The sequence below is a fragment of the Streptomyces pyxinicus genome (assembly GCF_024753135.1).
In the GTDB taxonomy this organism is placed as follows: domain Bacteria; phylum Actinomycetota; class Actinomycetes; order Streptomycetales; family Streptomycetaceae; genus Streptomyces; species Streptomyces pyxinicus.
Genome location: NZ_JANUGP010000023.1, coordinates 82,245 through 98,293, shown reverse-complemented (window position 1 = coordinate 98,293; position 16,049 = coordinate 82,245). Strand labels below are relative to the sequence as shown.

Below are 16,049 nucleotides of genomic sequence, written 5' to 3'. Positions count from 1 at the left end.
GGCGCGGGTCAGGCGCTCTTCGCGACCGGCTCCAGCATCGCCAGGCACTCCACATGATGCGTCATCGGAAAGATGTCGGCCTGGACGCAAGCAGGAAAGCAGCAGGTCAGAGCTGCTCTTGGATCCCGGATGAAAGCCGCCGGACGCCCAGAGCGTCACGGCCCCGCGTCGGTCGGCACGGGACTCGAACATGCTGGACCGGGACCATGCCTCGTTCGCCGGGATGGGGATCTGCGGATTCGGCCTGCGGCCGGTCCCGGCACTCGGCCTCGACCGGCCCTCGGAGATGAGCTGACTTCTGCGGTCGTGCCGAGGCTTGTCGGTGGGCACCGCTACTATCCACGGTGCCTCACGGGACGACGAGCGGAGTCAGGGAATGGGCGACGTGAACGAAGCAGCTGTCAAACGGAAGTTGGGTATCCCGAACTGGCGGAACCTGTCCAAGGACAAGGTGCTCAAGTTCGCGGCAGCGATGCCCGAGATGGCCACCGAGGCGCGGCTCAAGCTCATCGAGCAGTTCCCCGCCTTCAAGGACCTGGGCAACGCCCATATCGATGCGGTCACAGAGGCCCACAAGTCCACTCTCGCAGCCAACGAGAACAGTCAGAACCACTTCTACAAGGCGTCGCAGGACCAGCGGGACGCTCTGCAGGCCGACCTCGGCCGGGACGACCTCAGCGAGGCACAGCGGGAGTCCCTCCACGACCGCCTCGAACGAAACGTGGGGCGGGTATTCGAGAAGGACAGCGAGAGCAAGCAGTTCCTGGGGGCGGGGATGAAGGTGGTGGCAGCCGCCGGTGCAGCCGCCATCGGACTGGGCGTGGTATTCGTCGGCGGCAAGATCGCTGGAGCGAACGAAGACAGTTCCGAAAACCCCCATGAGGACTGAGGCTGATCTTCTGGAGTGGACCCACCGCGGGTCAGTCGGCAGGTGACTGGTTCGTCGGATCGAACAGCATCTCCTCGGCGAAGTTGATCCTTCGCGTCCTCGGCTCGCCGCCACCGCTTGGCTCCGGGCTCGTCCCGCCACGTCGGCACAGCATGCTCCTCTCCATGTAGCTGCGCGTGCCAACGTGCGGCAGGCGCCCCAAGCGGCGCGTCCAGGCCCGGGTTCACCTGATCGCGGCTTCTGCGTCTTACGGCGTCGGTGTCACCGGTGCCGTGGCCACCATCCGCGGCACGCGCTGACCTGCGCAGACTCGGTCGGGCATGACACCCGCATACAACCGAGGGAAGCTGGGCCGAACGCACCTACCGGCTCACGCGCCACACGCACATGCCCCGGGGCGGACACTTCGCCGCCCACGAGGAACCCGCCCTGCTCGCCGACGACATCACCGCGTTCTTCCACGATCTCCGCCGCCCCCGCCACGTCTGAGCCTCAGCCGATCCGAACGCTCACGCTCGTGGCCAACCGACGGTAACGGAACAGCCAAGCAGGCCGCGGAAGCACGCCAGACCTGCCGGGCGGCACCGCGCCCCGTACCGGTGGCCCAGCAGATCGCGGACGAGGTCAGACGCCCTTCTCCGCAGGCTCCAGGATCGCCACGCACTCCCCATGATGCGTCATAGGAAGCGTGTCACCCGGGTGGGCTCAGAGAAAACCGCAGGTCAGGTGAACTCTCTCGTCTTCGCCTTGGAGCCACCAGGCGCGAAGAGCGTCATGGCGGAGAAAACAATAACGCCTAGTGACCCCAGCAAGGAGTGCACCAGACGTCGTCCACCGTGGTCAGGTGCAGGCTTCGGCACCCACACGAGGGAAGCATCGATTCTTCGCAGCGTCGATCGTTTGGGCCGCCCCATGCAGGCGGCACCTCGCTCAGGAAGCGGATGAAGTACTCCCCGCTTACTTCGTTCCGGCCACCGGAAGCACGTACTCACCGGCGAGACGCGCCCAGTGCAGCGGGAGAGGCCGGGCGAGCGGCGGGTAGTCGTCGTGATAACGCAGCTGGTGCGCGAGCGTCGCCCACTCCGCCGGCCGGTCGGGCGGGTCACCCGCACGCTCCGAGTCCGTCAACGCCTTCTCCGACAGACAGCCGAGCACGGTGATCTCCAGTTGCCCGGGGTTCCACGCGGTCTTCCCGGGCGCTGTCCGGCCCTGTGCCGTGGGCACCAGCTTCATGAGCCCCTTCGGCAGTTTCGCCACCGTGTGCGGCTTCGAGGCCGTACTCGTGAAGACACGGCCCTCCGTATCCGCCGTCCCCCACACACCCTCGGCGAAGCCGACCCCGTCCTCGGTGTCGTGGGCGTACCACTCCGCCACTTCACCCCGGGCATTGGCGTCCCGTACGAGCAGCACCCGCAGGTCGTGGCCGTAGAGCGTGTGCCGCTGGGCGGGTTCGGCCCCGAAGCCGAGCATGTCGCGGTCCAGTGCGCCGTTGCGCAGGTCAGGCCAGCACTGGCGCAGATTGCCGGCGTCCGCCAGCAGCAGCGTCGGGCGGTCGCGAAGCTGGAAGAGCAGTGCCCGGATCTGCCGCTCGGTCTCCCGCTGCCTGTCCTGCTCGACCACACCCGGGCGGGCAGCGGGCCGGGATCCTCCCGGGGCTGCCGAGTCATCGACGAGCTTCCCCGTGCCGATCTCCTTCCCGCCGCTCGCCGCCGGTTCCCGTGCCTGGGAGAGCATCAGCAACAGCTTCGGATACGGCACCCATTCGGCTCGTTCTGCGTCCCACCCCTCGATGACGCCCGGTCCGTCCCCAGGGCGCACCCGCACCGCCACCAGCCGGTGGACGGGGCATCGCGTGGGCCCCTTCCTGGTGTGGCGTACGAGCCAGAGCGCCGCGTACTGAAGGTCGCCCGGAATGCCGGCTCCCACCCGATGGGCGGGCGGGCTGATCGCGCCCAGTTGCCGGAAGGCGTCCAGCCAGGTCCACCTGGCCCGGTGTTCCAGAGCGCTGTCGGTGTCGTCGGGCGAGTTCACGAACTGGGTCAGCCGTCCCTGCCGTGCCCAGGCGATGCGCAGCGCGTGCTTGGGGTCGGAGTCCGGGACGGCGGCGAAGCGCTCCTTGCCGGCGATCTCCGTGATCACGACTCCGGCCCCGCCGAGGAGCGGGTCCGCCCGGTCCGCCACGAGCCCGCAGCGCCCTTCGATGGCCTCGGCCAGCCGGACGGCCCTGAGGCGCCCGCGGGCTCGGGTGGTCGGCAGGGCGTCGGCCAAGGGTCCTGCGGGCCGGGCCCGGACACGAATGTCGGCCCCCTCGCACTGCCACTGCCAGGTCTCCCCGTCGGCCGACGGCACTTGCTGCCCAGCGGGAAGACCAATGAGCTTGGGCAGCTCGGCGAGCAGCGCCGCACGGGTTTCCGGGGACTGCCAGAAGACGTCGATCTCCAGGGGGCGGCCGTTCAGTGCGCGTGTCAGCGCCGCCCGCCGTTGCAGAGCCAGATGGGCGTCGCGGACGCCCGGGACGCGTCCGGCGCCGGAACGGGGCAGCAGGGAGGGCGTGTTGCTCCGGGAGACGCGCGTGAGGTCGGGGACCCGGGTCAGCACAGGGCGCAGCCCTTCCTCGACCCAGGCGTCCAGATCCGCCCGCTCCCGTGGCATCAGCCCGGGTCCGACCTCGTGCGGGCCGATCGACGGGTGGTAGACGATGCCGGCGGCCACGTCTCCGGAACCGTTGATCCAGCGTTCGGGGTCGGAGAAGAGCGCTTCGGGCCGGGGGTAGTTGCGCACGATGTCCAGCTCGGGCACGAGCGGTGCGGGGCTGTGCCGGCGCCAGGCCAGTTCCTTCGACCGCCGGTCGTAGCCCAGCGTGTTCACCATCAGCCGGTGGCCCCGGTCCGGCCCTTCCGGCCACGGCAGTGGAGCGTCGAGCAGGACGGTCGTACCGCCGAGCTGATGGGGGCGTACATCCAGTCGGGTGGCCCACCGGCGTACCTGGGTGGACACATGGACGCGGAACCGCGGGGCGAACGGCACGGTGTGGACGGTGATGGTGAGGCAGGCCGAGTAGTACCAGGTCTGCCGTCGGCGCTCGTATCGCTGAGGCGGCCAGGAGACAAGTCGCGCGCCGTCACCCGAGCTCTCGACGCGGAAGTGGAGTGTGGTGCCGCCCGTGCGGAACGTCCGGGCGGCCAGCCGGAAGGCGATCCACTCGGGCAGCAGGCTGTAAAGCCGCGCAGCGGGTTCGGCGGTTCCGCCCGCCGAGAGCACGCTCTCGGCGAGGTCGACCGGTTCCGTCTCCCAATGGGGCAGACGTACCGTCTCGGCCGGGTCACCGGAGCGGAGCCTCTCCTCGAGATCGGCGCCCTCCGAGTCGTCGTCCTCCCGGTGCATGCCCGCCGCCCAAGCTCCTACCACCGGGGCCAGCACGTCCGGCGGGACGGCTTCCCGCGCGTAGAGCCACGGCAGACGGCCATCCGTCCCGGCGTTGCGGCCGGTCGCGATGACGCCTGGCGCCATCGCCTGGAGCAGGGAGTTGAGCCTGCGCACGGGGAGCCGGTGGGGGTGGACGGAGTTCTTGTCCGCCTCGGCATGCATCCCGGTGAGCTCGGCGTGCAGGTCCTCGCCGAGCCGCAGCACTTTCATCTCCTCCCGCCAGGGTCCGTGGAGCGGGTCGGGTTCGTAGGCCGCGACGCGAATGTGGTGGTACACGGAATTACCTCCTGGGACAGGGGTTCGGCGCTTACGGGTGGGCGGGTACGGCGGCGAGCAGGCGGGTGAGCATGCTGCGCAGCGGCGCGTACAGGGCGCGGACGATGAACTGCTCCTCCGCGGTCATCGTGCCGCCGTCGAAATACGGGTCCAGGACGGCGAGGACGCTGTGCAGCAGACTGGATTCGGGGGTGTCGGGCCGCGCCGGTACGGCGCCGCGGTTGGGGGCGAAGGCGGCGTCGACGAAGACCACCCGGGCCGGTACGCCACCGCGTACCAGTCGCCCGATCACCTGCCACAACAGGACCAGCATGTCCCAGGTGACCTGTTCCCGTACATCGTCGTCGAGACGGCTCCACGCCATCGAACGGGCGAGTACCTGGTACCAGTACGAACGGGCGAGGCGGCGGAACTCCTCCGCTCCTTCCTCGACGGTGGGGTTTCCCTGCACCAGGGTGGCGAAGTCACCACCGGTGACGGCGCGGACGACCCAGTCGTTGACGGCGTTGACGGCCAGGTGGAGGTCCTCTGGGTGCGGATGGGGCCGTGCCAGGAAGTAGACCGTGCCGATGGCCGCCTCGTCGTCCTCGTTGAGGATGTTGTGGCCGCGTTCCAGCGCGAGCAGGGGCGCCACCAGGATGTCCGCCTCGAGGTCCTTCAGGTGCTCGACATCGCCCCGGCGCAGTGATCGGGCGTGGTAGGCGGACGGCGCCTCGTCCTCCGCGGTGATCTCCTCGTCGTCCGACACCAGGCACAGCACCTTGTTGCGCCAGCGGACGTTGAGGTTGTGCAGTGTGTCGGCCACCACACGTGCCTCGGCGTAGCTGCCGACGAGCAGAAGGATCTGGTCGCGCCCTGGAGGAAGAGAGAGCAACTCCTGCTGGAGCGGACCACCTTCAGTGACCTGGTACTCGTCTCCGCCCTCACCTAGATGGCACGCGATGCGGCGCAGCTTCTCCGGGCGGTCGTCCGGGTGGGTTCCCGACATGCGCAGTTTCTCGTCGCCGTCGTCGATGAACTCGAAGCGCATAGAACTCTCGTTGGCGATGCGTTCGGTCACCTCGGCCGGCGGTTCGATGACCACGCCGACCGGGACGCAGACGTGGTAGCGGCTGGACGCGCCCGCCCAGCTGCTGCCCGACATGAGCAGCAAATGGGCACCGGGCCTGCCGTCTACGGAGGTGAGATCGGGGATGGCGCGCAGCAGCTCACGTCCGACGCCGCTGCACCGGAAGAAGGTCAGTTCGCCGCTGCGGACTCCGCCCTTGTCCTCACCCGGGACCCGGAACTGGAAGCCGAGCACATTGCCCATCGGGGCCTCGGGCACCATCGGGCCGTAGTCGAGCGGCCGGCGGTACATCGTGTTGAAGCCCAGGCTGAGGGCGGCCTCGACGCGGGGCCACATGGCGTTGATCATGGCGAGGCGTGGTTCCAGGGCGCTGAGCAACAGTGTGAACTCGAAGCGCTCCGCGAGTTGCTTCCGCCATTCCTCGGGAGTCTGGGGCGGAGGCTTGGGCTTCCTGCGGCGTCCGCGCTTCTTCTCCTGTTCCTCCTTCTCGCGCCGCCACTTGTCGTACGCCTCTTGGTACTTCCGCTGCCGGGCAGCCATGTACTTCGGGTCGATGGCGAAGACCTCGTCCATGACCTCGGTGAGACGGCGCCGGGTGTTCTCCGGGTTGCCGGTGTGGAGCAGTTCGTTGAGGAGGGCGGTCAGCCGGCCGAAGTCCTCCTCCGTCCTGCGGTGACGGTCACCGAAGGGGTTGTCCCGGAACGCGTCGAGCAGTTTCCCGAGAGCCTGGCGGGGGGCGTGATGAGGGTGGTCCGGACCGCTGTCGTCGGGGAGTTCGTAGCGTTCGTCGAGGAGCCCCAGCTGGAGCGTCCAGGCGCTGAAGTAGCCCGTTCGCACCCACTTGCGCAGCTCGTACCCGGCGACGAGCATCGCGTACAGCCGGTCGGTGGCCGCGCCTGCGGTGTTGAGGGCGGCGGCGAAGGTCTCGACGTCCCGTTCGGAGAGCTGGGTGCGTCCGCCGGCCGCGAGTTCCCGGATCTTGTGTCGGCTCAGCTGGTCGATGAGGCCCTTGTCCTCGTCGCTGGCGAGGACCACGGCGGGTGCGAAGGTCTGGTCGAGCTGCATCTGGACACGGTCGGCCTCGTCGATGATCACGAGGTCACTGCGGCGGCAGGCGAGTTCGAGGAAGCGGATGCGCTCGCCGTTCTGAGGGCGGGGCGGCGAGGCGTCGATCAGCCCGGCCGGCGTGGCCACCCAGATCAGGGCGCCGACCAGGGTCCGAGCTCCGTGGTGACGGGGACAGGCGGACCAGTACGGGCAGCTCGTCACCCTCTTCTGCCACGCGGAGTGCCGTCTGTCGCTCGGGTCACGCCGCAGGGCCGAGGGGGGTCGGAGCCGGGAGCAGGGTGCCTCACCGTAGGTGAGTGGTTCGGTCGTCGACGTGGCGCCCTGCCGTCTGACGTTGAGCAGGCAGGACGTGCCGAGGTAGGTGAAGGCGGGGTCGTCGTGGGCGAGCAGTCGGTGCTCGCCCCGGCCCGCCAGCCGACGGTGCAACCGCTGGGCGTGCCGCTCACGGCCCGAGGAGCCGAGCACGGGTGCGGCGGCGCCGTCGGTGTAGAGGTCGTAGAGCCGGACGAGCTTCAGCACCTCCGCGACATCGGTGACGACGATGGTGGTGCGCTTGCCTAGCTTGGCGAGATAGACGGCGATGATGTCGCGCAGTGTGCTCTTGCCGGCGCCGACGATGCCGAGCAGGTGCTGGATGCCATCGACCGTGAAGGCGAAGTCCTCGTCCTTCCTCGCCTTGTGGAAGGTTCCGTTCTCCTTGGTGGACAGGTCGAACGACCGTAGCCGCTCCAGCCACCGTGGTGCCCGGCCCTTGCCAAAGCGAGCGTGTTGGGCGTCCATCTCCGCCGCCGTGCGCTCCAGGTCCTCGCTGGTGAAGATCAAGGGCTCGCCGCCGCCGGCCGGTTCCAGGTCCATGTCGTGGGCGACGAGGGGGATGCGGGGGACCGGTGGCAGGTCGACGACGGCCATGGTGCGACTGACGGGGAAGGCGTGCGGGCCCTGACCCGCGACCGGCAGGCGCCTGCCCGCCAGCGGCGGTGCGGCACGCAGCAGTTGCTCGTAGACGGAGAAGCGGTCGCCGGCGACGGAGAGGTCGCGGCGGGCAGCGGGTGTCTCGGTGTCCGGTACGTCGTAGGCGCGCGCCCTGGGGTCGAACCTCTGGTAGGTGTCCAGCGCCTCTAGCCAGGTACGGCTCCGGCGCAGCGTCCACAGCGAGTACCTGGCGATACGCAGGGTCTTCGCCGCATCGGATGACAGCGGTGCCCGGTGCGCCTCGGCGAACCCGTACCCGCTGAACAGCACCCAGGCGCTGCCCGCGGGGCTGCCCGGCATCATCTTCTGCTGGAGGTACAGGCCGAGTTCGACCTGGCAGAGGGCTTCCAGCGCGGGCTGGGGCACGGAAGACCCCAAGAAAGCTTTGAGCGCGTTGAACACGTCGGTCAAGGGCGGGGTGATGCTACGCATCGTCCTTCTCCTCTCGCCGGGCCTGTCCCAGGTCGGGCACGAGGTCCATGGGGGTGGTGAGCACCAGCCGGTCCTGCAGGAGCGCGGGAAGGGCGTCGGTGAAGGCCTGCCGGTAGCCGTCCCGTCCGGCGAGCGCGTCGGGGACCACGACGAGGGTGCGGTCCGCGAGGGGTGTGTGGTCGGTGAGGTGGGCTGCGAGGAGCGCCGGCTGCAGGCGGTCGTACACCTGGATGTCCACGATGCGGGGGCCGGTGTCCCTGAGCCGGTAGGCGGGCAGAAGACCGGGCAGGGTCTCGTACGCGACTCCGGCGCGCTCCAGTGCCTCCCGGGCGGCTTCGTCGGTGCGGTGCGGCAGTACGAGGTACCACCGCAGCGAGCGCTGCAGGATCCACGCCTGGTCCGGCTCACGGATGAGCCGCGGAGGGGCGTCGCGCGGGCAGTCTTCCCCCTCGCACCAGACTTCCGTGCCGGAGCCGGACGGTCCGGGTACGGGCACGGCACTGTTCCGGGGCAGCGCGGGGAGCCTGCACGAGGGGCAGTACAGGAAGTCTCCGTCGACGAGCAGGAACTCGGGCAACGGACCGTAGAGGCTCTTGACCCGGCTCCAGACCGCCCTGTTCCAACCCGGCGCGAAGCGGTCCTGCTGGTGGACGACCGGGTGGCGCGCCAGGAACGCCCGGCACTGCCGGTAGCGCTCCTCCGATCCACTCCGCGCGTGCAGGTCCCCGAGGAGCGCGCGGGCGTGTGCCGCCACGCCTCCGTCCAGTCCGTGCGAGGCCACCTCGAGACACGACCGGGTCGGCATCCGGCCGACCCGGTGCACCAGCGTGGTGCCCGGCGAGACCAGGGAGGAGGGGACCGCGAAGAGTGGGTCGTCGGACGGCCTGGTCCGGCACCACTCCCACAGCTCCGGAAGGCTCCTCGGCGCCACCTCCCCCGCATCGAGGCAGCGCATCACCGTGTGATCCAGCGCCCGCTGGGCGAGGGCGGGATAGGGCAGGGCGAAGGAGCGGAGCCCTTGGACCTCGGAGAGAGCCACCACCATGCGGGCGAGTTCACCGAAGAGGTCGCTGCCCACGCCCTCGGGCACCTCGCCGGCGTCCGACCGATCGGCCCGGCCGGCCGGCCCCGCCCTCATGCCGCGGCCTCGCTGACGGATGACGCCGTGCACCAGCGGGCCACTTCGCACCGCTCGCAGGAGCGTCCGGGCCGGGCCGTGTACTGGTCGTCCCCGTGCCAGTCGGCCACCATCGCCCGCAGTACCGTCTCGGCGGTGACCCGATTGGCCGGGGCGAAGGGATCGATGATCTCCAGGTCGGCGCCGTCGGGGCGCAGCACCTCCAGCTCGACCCGCGCGCGGAACGGATCACCGCCCAGGTCACCGCGGGCGATCAGCACGACGGCCAGGGCCAACTGCGGATAACGCTCCAGCAGGGGGCGGTCGGACCGCCGATCGGTGACGGAGGTCTTGGTCTCGCGCCACACCCATGACCCGGCATCCCGGTAGAGCAGGTCGGGCGCGGCCAGGACCACCACGTCGGCGGCTGTGTCGTGCCGCACCACCCGGGGCTCGGTCCGCACATCCGTACCGTCCCCGACGTACCGCAGCGGACAGACCGCGGCGTGCCGCCGCAACAGCATGACGCCGAGTGCGCGTTCGGGTGCGGGCAGGTCGAATCCCTCCGGTACCCACTCCTCGGGGACCTCGACCGTGCAGGGCCGAGGCGATCCGTGGGCGTGCCGTTCGGCGAGGTAGGCGTGCAGCGCCCGGCCGCGCTCGGCCGTCACCTCGCGTTCGACGGAGTCCGCCGTGGGCAGGTGCAGCCGGCGCATGTGGTCACGCGCCGGGCAGGCTCGGTAGGCCCGCCCGTTGGTGACCGACCAGGTGCGGCGGGGCCGGCCGTGCGCCTCGATGCCCAGCAGTCCGGGCGCTGTGCGCAGGGCCGGGCACACCGACAGGTAGGGGCATCCGCCACAGGCGGACCCCGGGCGGTATTCCCGTCCGTCCAGTACGCCGGCCAGGGCAGCGGGGCCGTGTTCGCGGTACCGGGCGCGCGCCTCTTCCCGGCTTCCCGCGAAGAGTTCCCGCGTACGGCCGTCGAAGAGCGCGAACTCTACGATCCGTACGTACTCCGGCGGTGGTCCGGGGGCGCCCTCGGCCAGCACTAGAGCGACGGCCGCGGTGAACCCGTCGGGCGGCAGGTCCCGCAGGCGGTGCACGGGCAGACGAAGCTCGCGGTAGGCCCCGTCGGGGGAGGCCAGGCAGCGGCCCCACACGGTGAGGCGGTACTCCTGGGCGTCGCGCGGGTCGGGACCGGACGGCCGGTAGCGGTACGTCCACGGCTCGGGCACCTCGTGCAGGGGGCGTGCCGGGTCGAGGGGGAAGGCCGCCTCGTACAACGTCACGCCGTGCTCCGACCAGGTCCGCAGACCGTCGTGCAAGGGCCCGGTACGTGTCCGGGGCGGGTGGCCGGCAGGCCCCGAACGGATGTCGCAGGCAGCCATGAAGGGGCCCAGGGCGAAGTGCTCCAACCGCTCACGGCGGCGCGGTACGGGGTCGGTGGTGTGGTAACCGCGGGTCTTGAGAGCGTCAGCGGCGGGGCATCGGAACTCTCCCCCCTTGAACATTCCGGCGGATACCGTGATGACGTCGGACGTGCGGGTCACCCCGTCGGGGGGCAGCCATGGCTGTGACATTTCATGCTCCATTTCCGTACGGAGGAAAGGTGGATGGCCGTGAGGGAGATCGAGGAGGTCGGCGATGTGGAGAGGCGCTACGAAGTGCTGGACATGGTCGGCGACGGCGGCCAAGGCGACCTTTTCCTCGGGCGTGACCGCAACAGCGGGCAGAAGGTAGCGTTGAAGCTTCAGAAGGCCCGGGACCTCGGACCCGAGAGCGATTTCCACTGGGCCGGCGATGAACTCCTCAAAGAGGGATCACGCATGATGATGCTGACGGGAATCCAGGCGATTCCCGAAGTCATCGCCACGGGGACACACCGGCGACGCCGGTGCCTGGTCATGGAATTCGTCGAAGGGCACCAACTGCAGAAAGTCCTGTCGGCGGCCCTGCCCGTTAAGGATCCTGGGACCGTTGCGGCCGTCATCGGCCAACTGTGCCAAATTCTGGCAGAAGTCCACGACCGGAATCTGGTGCACTGCGATCTCAAGCCCGAGAACGTCATCGTGCAGCCGGACGGCCGTCTCCGGCTCATTGACATGGGCCACGCGGTCGTGGCGGATCAGGAGACGGAATACGCACGCGGCACGCGCGGCTGGGCCTCCCCCGAGCAGTCCGACGCGTGCCCGTCAGGTCTGACGCGGCAAGCGGACATCTTCGCACTCGGCTGCATCCTGCTGGAGATGACCGTGATGTGCCTGCCCTACGGCGGACAGAACGAGCGGGCAGAAGAGGGCACCCCGGTGCTGCCGGCCGACCGGCTCGCCAAACTACCCCCGGAGTTCGCCTCCCTGGCGCTGTGGATGGTCCGGTGGAAGGCGGCGGAGCGCCCCGCGGATGTCCGTGAAGTGTTCGATCGGCTCCGCTGCTACCTACCCCGGCTCGGCTCGCAACGGCCATCGAAGCCCCTGCGCCCGGACCCGACCGAGTACTACCGCACGCATCCGCCCCGGCTTTGACGGTGAGTCGACGGCTGCCGACCGGGCGGGTCACCTCAGCCCTTCCAGCCGCTCTCGGACCTCCCGCACCCCCTCACCGTCCATCAGCTCACGCAGCACGATGACCCTCTCCAGCTCCCGCACCGCCGCGTCGGTGTCGCCGGCGGACACCAGGACATCAGCGAAGAGCATCCGTACCTTGTCCTCGTTGGGCCAGTTCTCCTGTTCGCGGTAGATGTCGGAGGCCTGCCGGTACAGGGTGATGGCCTCGTCCCGTTCGGAACGGGCCAGGTGCACCTTGGCCAGGGTGAACAACACATCGGCCAGGCCGCTGCGCTCCGTCGTGCGCTCCACCACGCCCAGGGCGTCGGCGCACCGACGGAGCGCCTGCTCGTGCTCGCCCCGGTCGAGGTCGATCGCGCCGAGGACGTTCAGAACAGCCGCCTCCCCGACCCGGTCGGACACCTCCCGGCACAACTCCAGCGCGCGGCCGAGCGCTTCCTCCGCTCCCGTCCGGTCGCCCTGCTTGCGCAGGGTGAGTCCGAGCCGGTGCAGCGTACGGGCCAGGCTCAGCCGGCCTTCCGTGCTGCGGTCCTCCTCGCTGAGCCGGACGGCCCTGCGCAGGTTGCCCACAGCCAAGTCGTACTCACCGAGCCGCCAGTGGGTCCCTGCCAGCGACCGGTAGACCATGGCGCAATCGACCGGGCCGGCGACGGTTTCCGCCGCCTCGGCGGCGTCCCGGAGGTTCTGCCGCGCATCATCGAGCAGGCGACGGCGCCACTGGTAGATGACCAGGGCCATCGGAAGCAGCCACACGTACCGGTCGATACGCCGATTGATCGCCAAGCGAATGCCTCGCTGGACGGTGGTGTACTCCTCGTCCACGAACGCCATCGCCTCCGCGAGGTCCGCGGGGTCGGTGACTTTGACCGCTCCGGGCTCGCCGGTGGGCAAGGTGCGTTCGCGGTCGAGTACCCGGTCGCAGGCTCGGATGTTGTGCAGTTGGTGTTCCAGCACCTGCCGTACGGTCGCCCGCTCGATCTCCGCGTTCTCTCCGTCCGACACCGGCCGCACGTGCCGAAGGGCGAAGGCCCGCACGAGGTCGTGCAGCCCGTAGCGGTCGCCGTGATGTTCCACCAGGTTCGCCGCCACGAGGTCCATCAGGGCCCGGTCGCTACGCGTCCCTTCGTCCACTGCCCGTCCCAGATCCATCACCGCCTCCCAGGAAGCGCTGGGCCCGGGGTGGAGGGCGAGCTGCCACAGCAGCAGCCGGGCTTCCTCATTCAGCACGCGCACAGAGCAGTTGAGCGCGGCGCGGACCGACAGTTCGTGCTCGGGCAGGTCCAGGGTGTCCAGCTTCGCCCGCTCCAGCTCCTTCTCCATCTCCCGCACCAGGGCAGGGAGGGTGTGCAGCGGACGCGCACCGACCTCCAGGAGCCGGGCCACCACCACGAGGGCCAACGGCAGCCGACCGCAGAGGTGGACCAGCTTGCTGAAGGGCACGGCGTGCTTGGCCCGGTCCTCGGCCGACACCTTCTCCTGGAGCACCTCCAGCGCGTCCGCCTCGTGCAGCGGCTCCATCTTGCGGAACTGCACCTTTCTCTCGGACTGCAGCCGCAAGAGGTCGTTACGACTGGTGACGATCACGGCGCAGGTACCGTCTCCGGGAAGCAGCGGCAGCACCTGCTGGGCGCTGAGCGCGTCGTCGAGGACGATGAGCACCGACCGGTGGGCCAGTGCCGACCGCAGCGCGTTGCTCTTGCTCTCCGTTCCGGTCACCGTGGTGTAGGGCGGCAGCGCGGCCAGAAAGCCGTCCAGGATCTCGTCCGGTTCGGTGGGCCGCACGTCTCCGTCGGCGAATCCGTTCAGTTCGCCGCGCAGCACCCCGTCGGGAAACCGCTCTCGCAGCCGACCGGCGAGGTTCTCGGCCACCGTGGTCTTCCCGACGCCCGCCATGCCGCTGATCAGGACCAGCGCCAGATTGCCGGCATCCTGTTCCTCGCACACGGCCTCGAAGAGGTCGCCGATCAGCTCGTCCTGCCCGATCGGCTTGCGCCTGCCGCCGGGCAACTGGTCGGGAACGGGGGGCAGGAGCACCCCGCCCGGCCGGCGGCCCTCTCCCCGGACCTGGTCAATGGCGCTCTGTAGCTCGACATCCGCTTTTCCGTTGCGCTTCTCCCACTTCTTGATGAGCCGCTCACGTCGGGACTCCGGCAGGTCTGCGTGGGCGAGCAGGTAGAACCCGAAGATCTTGGGCAGTTCCGGCGCGCGCTCGAACCATTTCTCCGTCTCCTCGCGCAGCCATTTGACCTCCATGGACTTGTGGGCTGCGTCCAGCCGCGCGTACACGGCGGCCATCAACTCGGCCCGTAGCGCCTCCCGACGCAAGTGGAAGCCGGTCTCGGACAGTCCGTGCAGCGGTTCGTCCTCGCCGTCCCACTCCTCCAAGGCCGCGCCGAGCAGCTCGAACTGCGCTTTGCAGGTCAGTCCCTCAGCCTGCTTCACCTTTTCGCGAAAACGGAGCAGGTCGACGTCTCCCACCGGTACGCGGAGCGTGCAGTAACCCGACTTGCCGCTATGGGGCACGGACTCCTGGCCCAGCCGCTTCCGCAGGTCGGCGACGACGCGGTTAACCAGATCGCCGGCGTCCTCGACGCCCTCCCAGAGGACTTCGGCTATGTCCTTCCTCTTACATCGGCAGTCTGGCGAGGTCACCAGGAGCGCGAACAGGGCCGCCACCTTCGACCCTTCGACCACCCTCTTGCCGCCATCCCCTTCGGCTCGCACCGGGCCCAGCACGTACCCCTCCATCGCCCTCCCCCTCACCGCGCCGCAGTCGGTGATCCGGCCCCTCGTAGGCGCTCCTTCATCTGTGCGCAGGGCTGTGCCGCTTCACACGCGCTTGCTTCTTCACGCCCCCCGGGGACTCAGTTATCCCTCAGTTTTCGCTCTGCGGCCCCGCTTCACCCCCGGGCACGATGGCACCAGCCGCTCGCAGAAGCACGAAACGGCGGCTTAGTTATCTATCGACTCATCAGAGAGGAACCGCGAACCCGATGAACAGCCGTCAGCGCAACCGCCGGGCAGCCCGTCTGCGCCAGTCCCCCGACTGGCCGCCGAGCCGCCGCCGGCGGGCGGCCGTCCGGACCGAGGACACCACCCCGGCGACCCCGCCCACCGAGGCGCCGGACACCTCGTCCTCCGAGACCGCCTGAGCGCAACAGATCGTGGGTGCCCGTCCTGTACGGGCACCCACCAGCCTCGCGAACTTCGTCACCGACGAACTCACGGCCTGGCTGCCGCGCTTCTCACACGCTCGTGGTCAAAGGCGGCGACACCTGGTCGAGAAGACCACTACCGCATGCTCACGCATCAAAGTGAGGCTGGTGGGACTCGTCTCCGCTTGACGCGGATATGAGGCGGTACGTCCCCACCACAGGACCCACCTCGTCCAGCATCTCGGTATCTCCAGCACCTCCGGACTCAGGTTTCCGCAGTCCGAAGAGAGGACATTTCCTGATGTATCCACCGCACAGCAGTGCGTTCGCCTCGGTGAGGCGGCACTTCGACGATCCCCGGACCAGTGACGCGGTCTTCGTGCTCGTCCCCACGGACGCCGACGAGGCTGATCCGGTCCGGCTGACCGCCGCCGAGACGCACGAGGCCTTGTACGGCCCCGGCTCCGACCCGCAGTTCGCCACCGCGGTCTGGAAAGAGGTCATCCGCACGGCGCAGAGCGACCTGACTCCGGACAGCACGGGGAAACTCCTGGCGATCTGGCTGGCCCTGCCCCGGTTGACCGGGACGGTCCACCGGGTCTGCACGCGCCTGCGGGCCGACCGGTCGGACGTGGAGGCCGAGATGGTCCTGGCTCTCCTGGAGAAGCTGGCGGATCGGGACGGCGCGAGCTGTCTCACCGGCTCCTCCCTGCTGCACGCGGCGCGCGCCAGGGCGTGGCATCTCGCCCGGGAAGGGCTGCGGGAGCTTCCCTCCCCCCAGATCGAACGCATCACCGAGGAGCACGCTCTCACTGCGTCCGGCGAGGAGGCGGGCGCTCCGGCGGCGGAGAGCCTGGACGTACGGGTCGACCGTCCGGACGGCCCGGACGGGCTGTGCGCACCGCTGCGTTTCCGGGTGCGCCCGGAGCATCTGCGCCGACAGGGAATCTTCATCGACACCGACGACGGGTCGCAGGACCGTTCGGCGGGTCACAGCCCCGGGAAGAGGCGACGGCCCGGGCGCCGCGCGGATACCCGGCCGGTCCGCCCTGCGGGGAGGCGAGGGTGAAGGACCCGGCAG

9 protein-coding genes are annotated in these 16,049 nt (G+C 69.7%); 4 read left to right on the top strand and 5 right to left on the bottom strand.

Annotated elements, in window-relative coordinates; translation table 11 throughout:
* The first annotated feature begins 376 nt into the window (after positions 1-376).
* Positions 377-889, top strand: a complete 513-nt coding sequence (locus NX794_RS25915) for a hypothetical protein (RefSeq protein ID WP_258781389.1) — start codon at positions 377-379, stop codon at positions 887-889.
* 957 nt (positions 890-1,846) lie between these two features.
* On the opposite strand, the gene NX794_RS25905 is transcribed toward NX794_RS25915, so the two are convergent.
* From NX794_RS25905 to NX794_RS25890, 4 genes are read right to left on the bottom strand one after another with little or no spacing between them, the layout of a single operon-like run.
* On the bottom strand, positions 1,847-4,591 hold the full coding sequence (locus NX794_RS25905; protein ID WP_258781388.1) for a pPIWI_RE module domain-containing protein: 2,745 nt from the start codon (positions 4,589-4,591) through the stop codon (positions 1,847-1,849).
* A 31-nt stretch (positions 4,592-4,622) separates the two neighbouring features.
* Positions 4,623-8,132 carry a pPIWI_RE_Z domain-containing protein gene (locus NX794_RS25900; RefSeq protein ID WP_258781386.1) on the bottom strand — a complete coding sequence of 1,170 codons (3,510 nt, stop codon included), beginning with the start codon at positions 8,130-8,132 and terminating at the stop codon, positions 4,623-4,625.
* Positions 8,125-9,270 (bottom strand): pPIWI_RE_Y domain-containing protein, encoded by a 1,146-nt coding sequence (locus NX794_RS25895; RefSeq protein ID WP_258781384.1) that lies wholly within the window; start codon positions 9,268-9,270, stop codon positions 8,125-8,127. Before NX794_RS25895 ends, NX794_RS25900 begins: the two co-directional genes overlap by 8 nt.
* Positions 9,267-10,538, bottom strand: a complete 1,272-nt coding sequence (locus tag NX794_RS25890; RefSeq protein ID WP_258781382.1) for a PD-(D/E)XK nuclease family protein — start codon at positions 10,536-10,538, stop codon at positions 9,267-9,269. The genes NX794_RS25895 and NX794_RS25890 overlap by 4 nt, the downstream gene beginning before the upstream one ends.
* 330 nt (positions 10,539-10,868) lie before the next feature.
* On the opposite strand from NX794_RS25890, the gene NX794_RS25885 reads away from it, so the two are divergent.
* Positions 10,869-11,771 carry a serine/threonine protein kinase gene (locus NX794_RS25885; RefSeq protein ID WP_258781380.1) on the top strand — a complete coding sequence of 301 codons (903 nt, stop codon included), beginning with the start codon at positions 10,869-10,871 and terminating at the stop codon, positions 11,769-11,771.
* A gap of 30 nt (positions 11,772-11,801) precedes the next feature.
* On the opposite strand, the gene NX794_RS25880 is transcribed toward NX794_RS25885, so the two are convergent.
* The gene (locus tag NX794_RS25880) at positions 11,802-14,561 is read right to left on the bottom strand and encodes an AfsR/SARP family transcriptional regulator (RefSeq protein ID WP_258781378.1); all 2,760 of its coding nucleotides are present in this window, start codon (positions 14,559-14,561) and stop codon (positions 11,802-11,804) included.
* Between the two features lie 245 nt (positions 14,562-14,806).
* Between NX794_RS25880 and NX794_RS25875 the strand changes: the two genes are divergently transcribed.
* The gene (locus NX794_RS25875) at positions 14,807-14,965 is read left to right on the top strand and encodes a hypothetical protein (RefSeq protein WP_157854403.1); all 159 of its coding nucleotides are present in this window, start codon (positions 14,807-14,809) and stop codon (positions 14,963-14,965) included.
* A 304-nt stretch (positions 14,966-15,269) separates the two neighbouring features.
* Positions 15,270-16,037: a hypothetical protein gene (locus NX794_RS25870; protein ID WP_258781375.1), complete on the top strand. Its 768-nt coding sequence runs from the start codon at positions 15,270-15,272 to the stop codon at positions 16,035-16,037.
* The last annotated feature ends 12 nt before the right edge of the window (positions 16,038-16,049 follow it).

Bases quoted from the DNA above. Each gene is read 5' to 3' on its own strand.
- NX794_RS25915 (WP_258781389.1), top strand. From the start codon at position 377: ATGGGCGACGTGAACGAAGCAGCTGTCAAACGGAAGTTGGGTATCCCG.
- NX794_RS25900 (WP_258781386.1), bottom strand. From the start codon at position 8,132: ATGCGTAGCATCACCCCGCCCTTGACCGACGTGTTCAACGCGCTCAAA.
- NX794_RS25895 (WP_258781384.1), bottom strand. From the start codon at position 9,270: ATGAGGGCGGGGCCGGCCGGCCGGGCCGATCGGTCGGACGCCGGCGAG.
- NX794_RS25880 (WP_258781378.1), bottom strand. From the start codon at position 14,561: ATGGAGGGGTACGTGCTGGGCCCGGTGCGAGCCGAAGGGGATGGCGGC.
- NX794_RS25875 (WP_157854403.1), top strand. From the start codon at position 14,807: ATGAACAGCCGTCAGCGCAACCGCCGGGCAGCCCGTCTGCGCCAGTCC.
- NX794_RS25870 (WP_258781375.1), top strand. From the start codon at position 15,270: ATGTATCCACCGCACAGCAGTGCGTTCGCCTCGGTGAGGCGGCACTTC.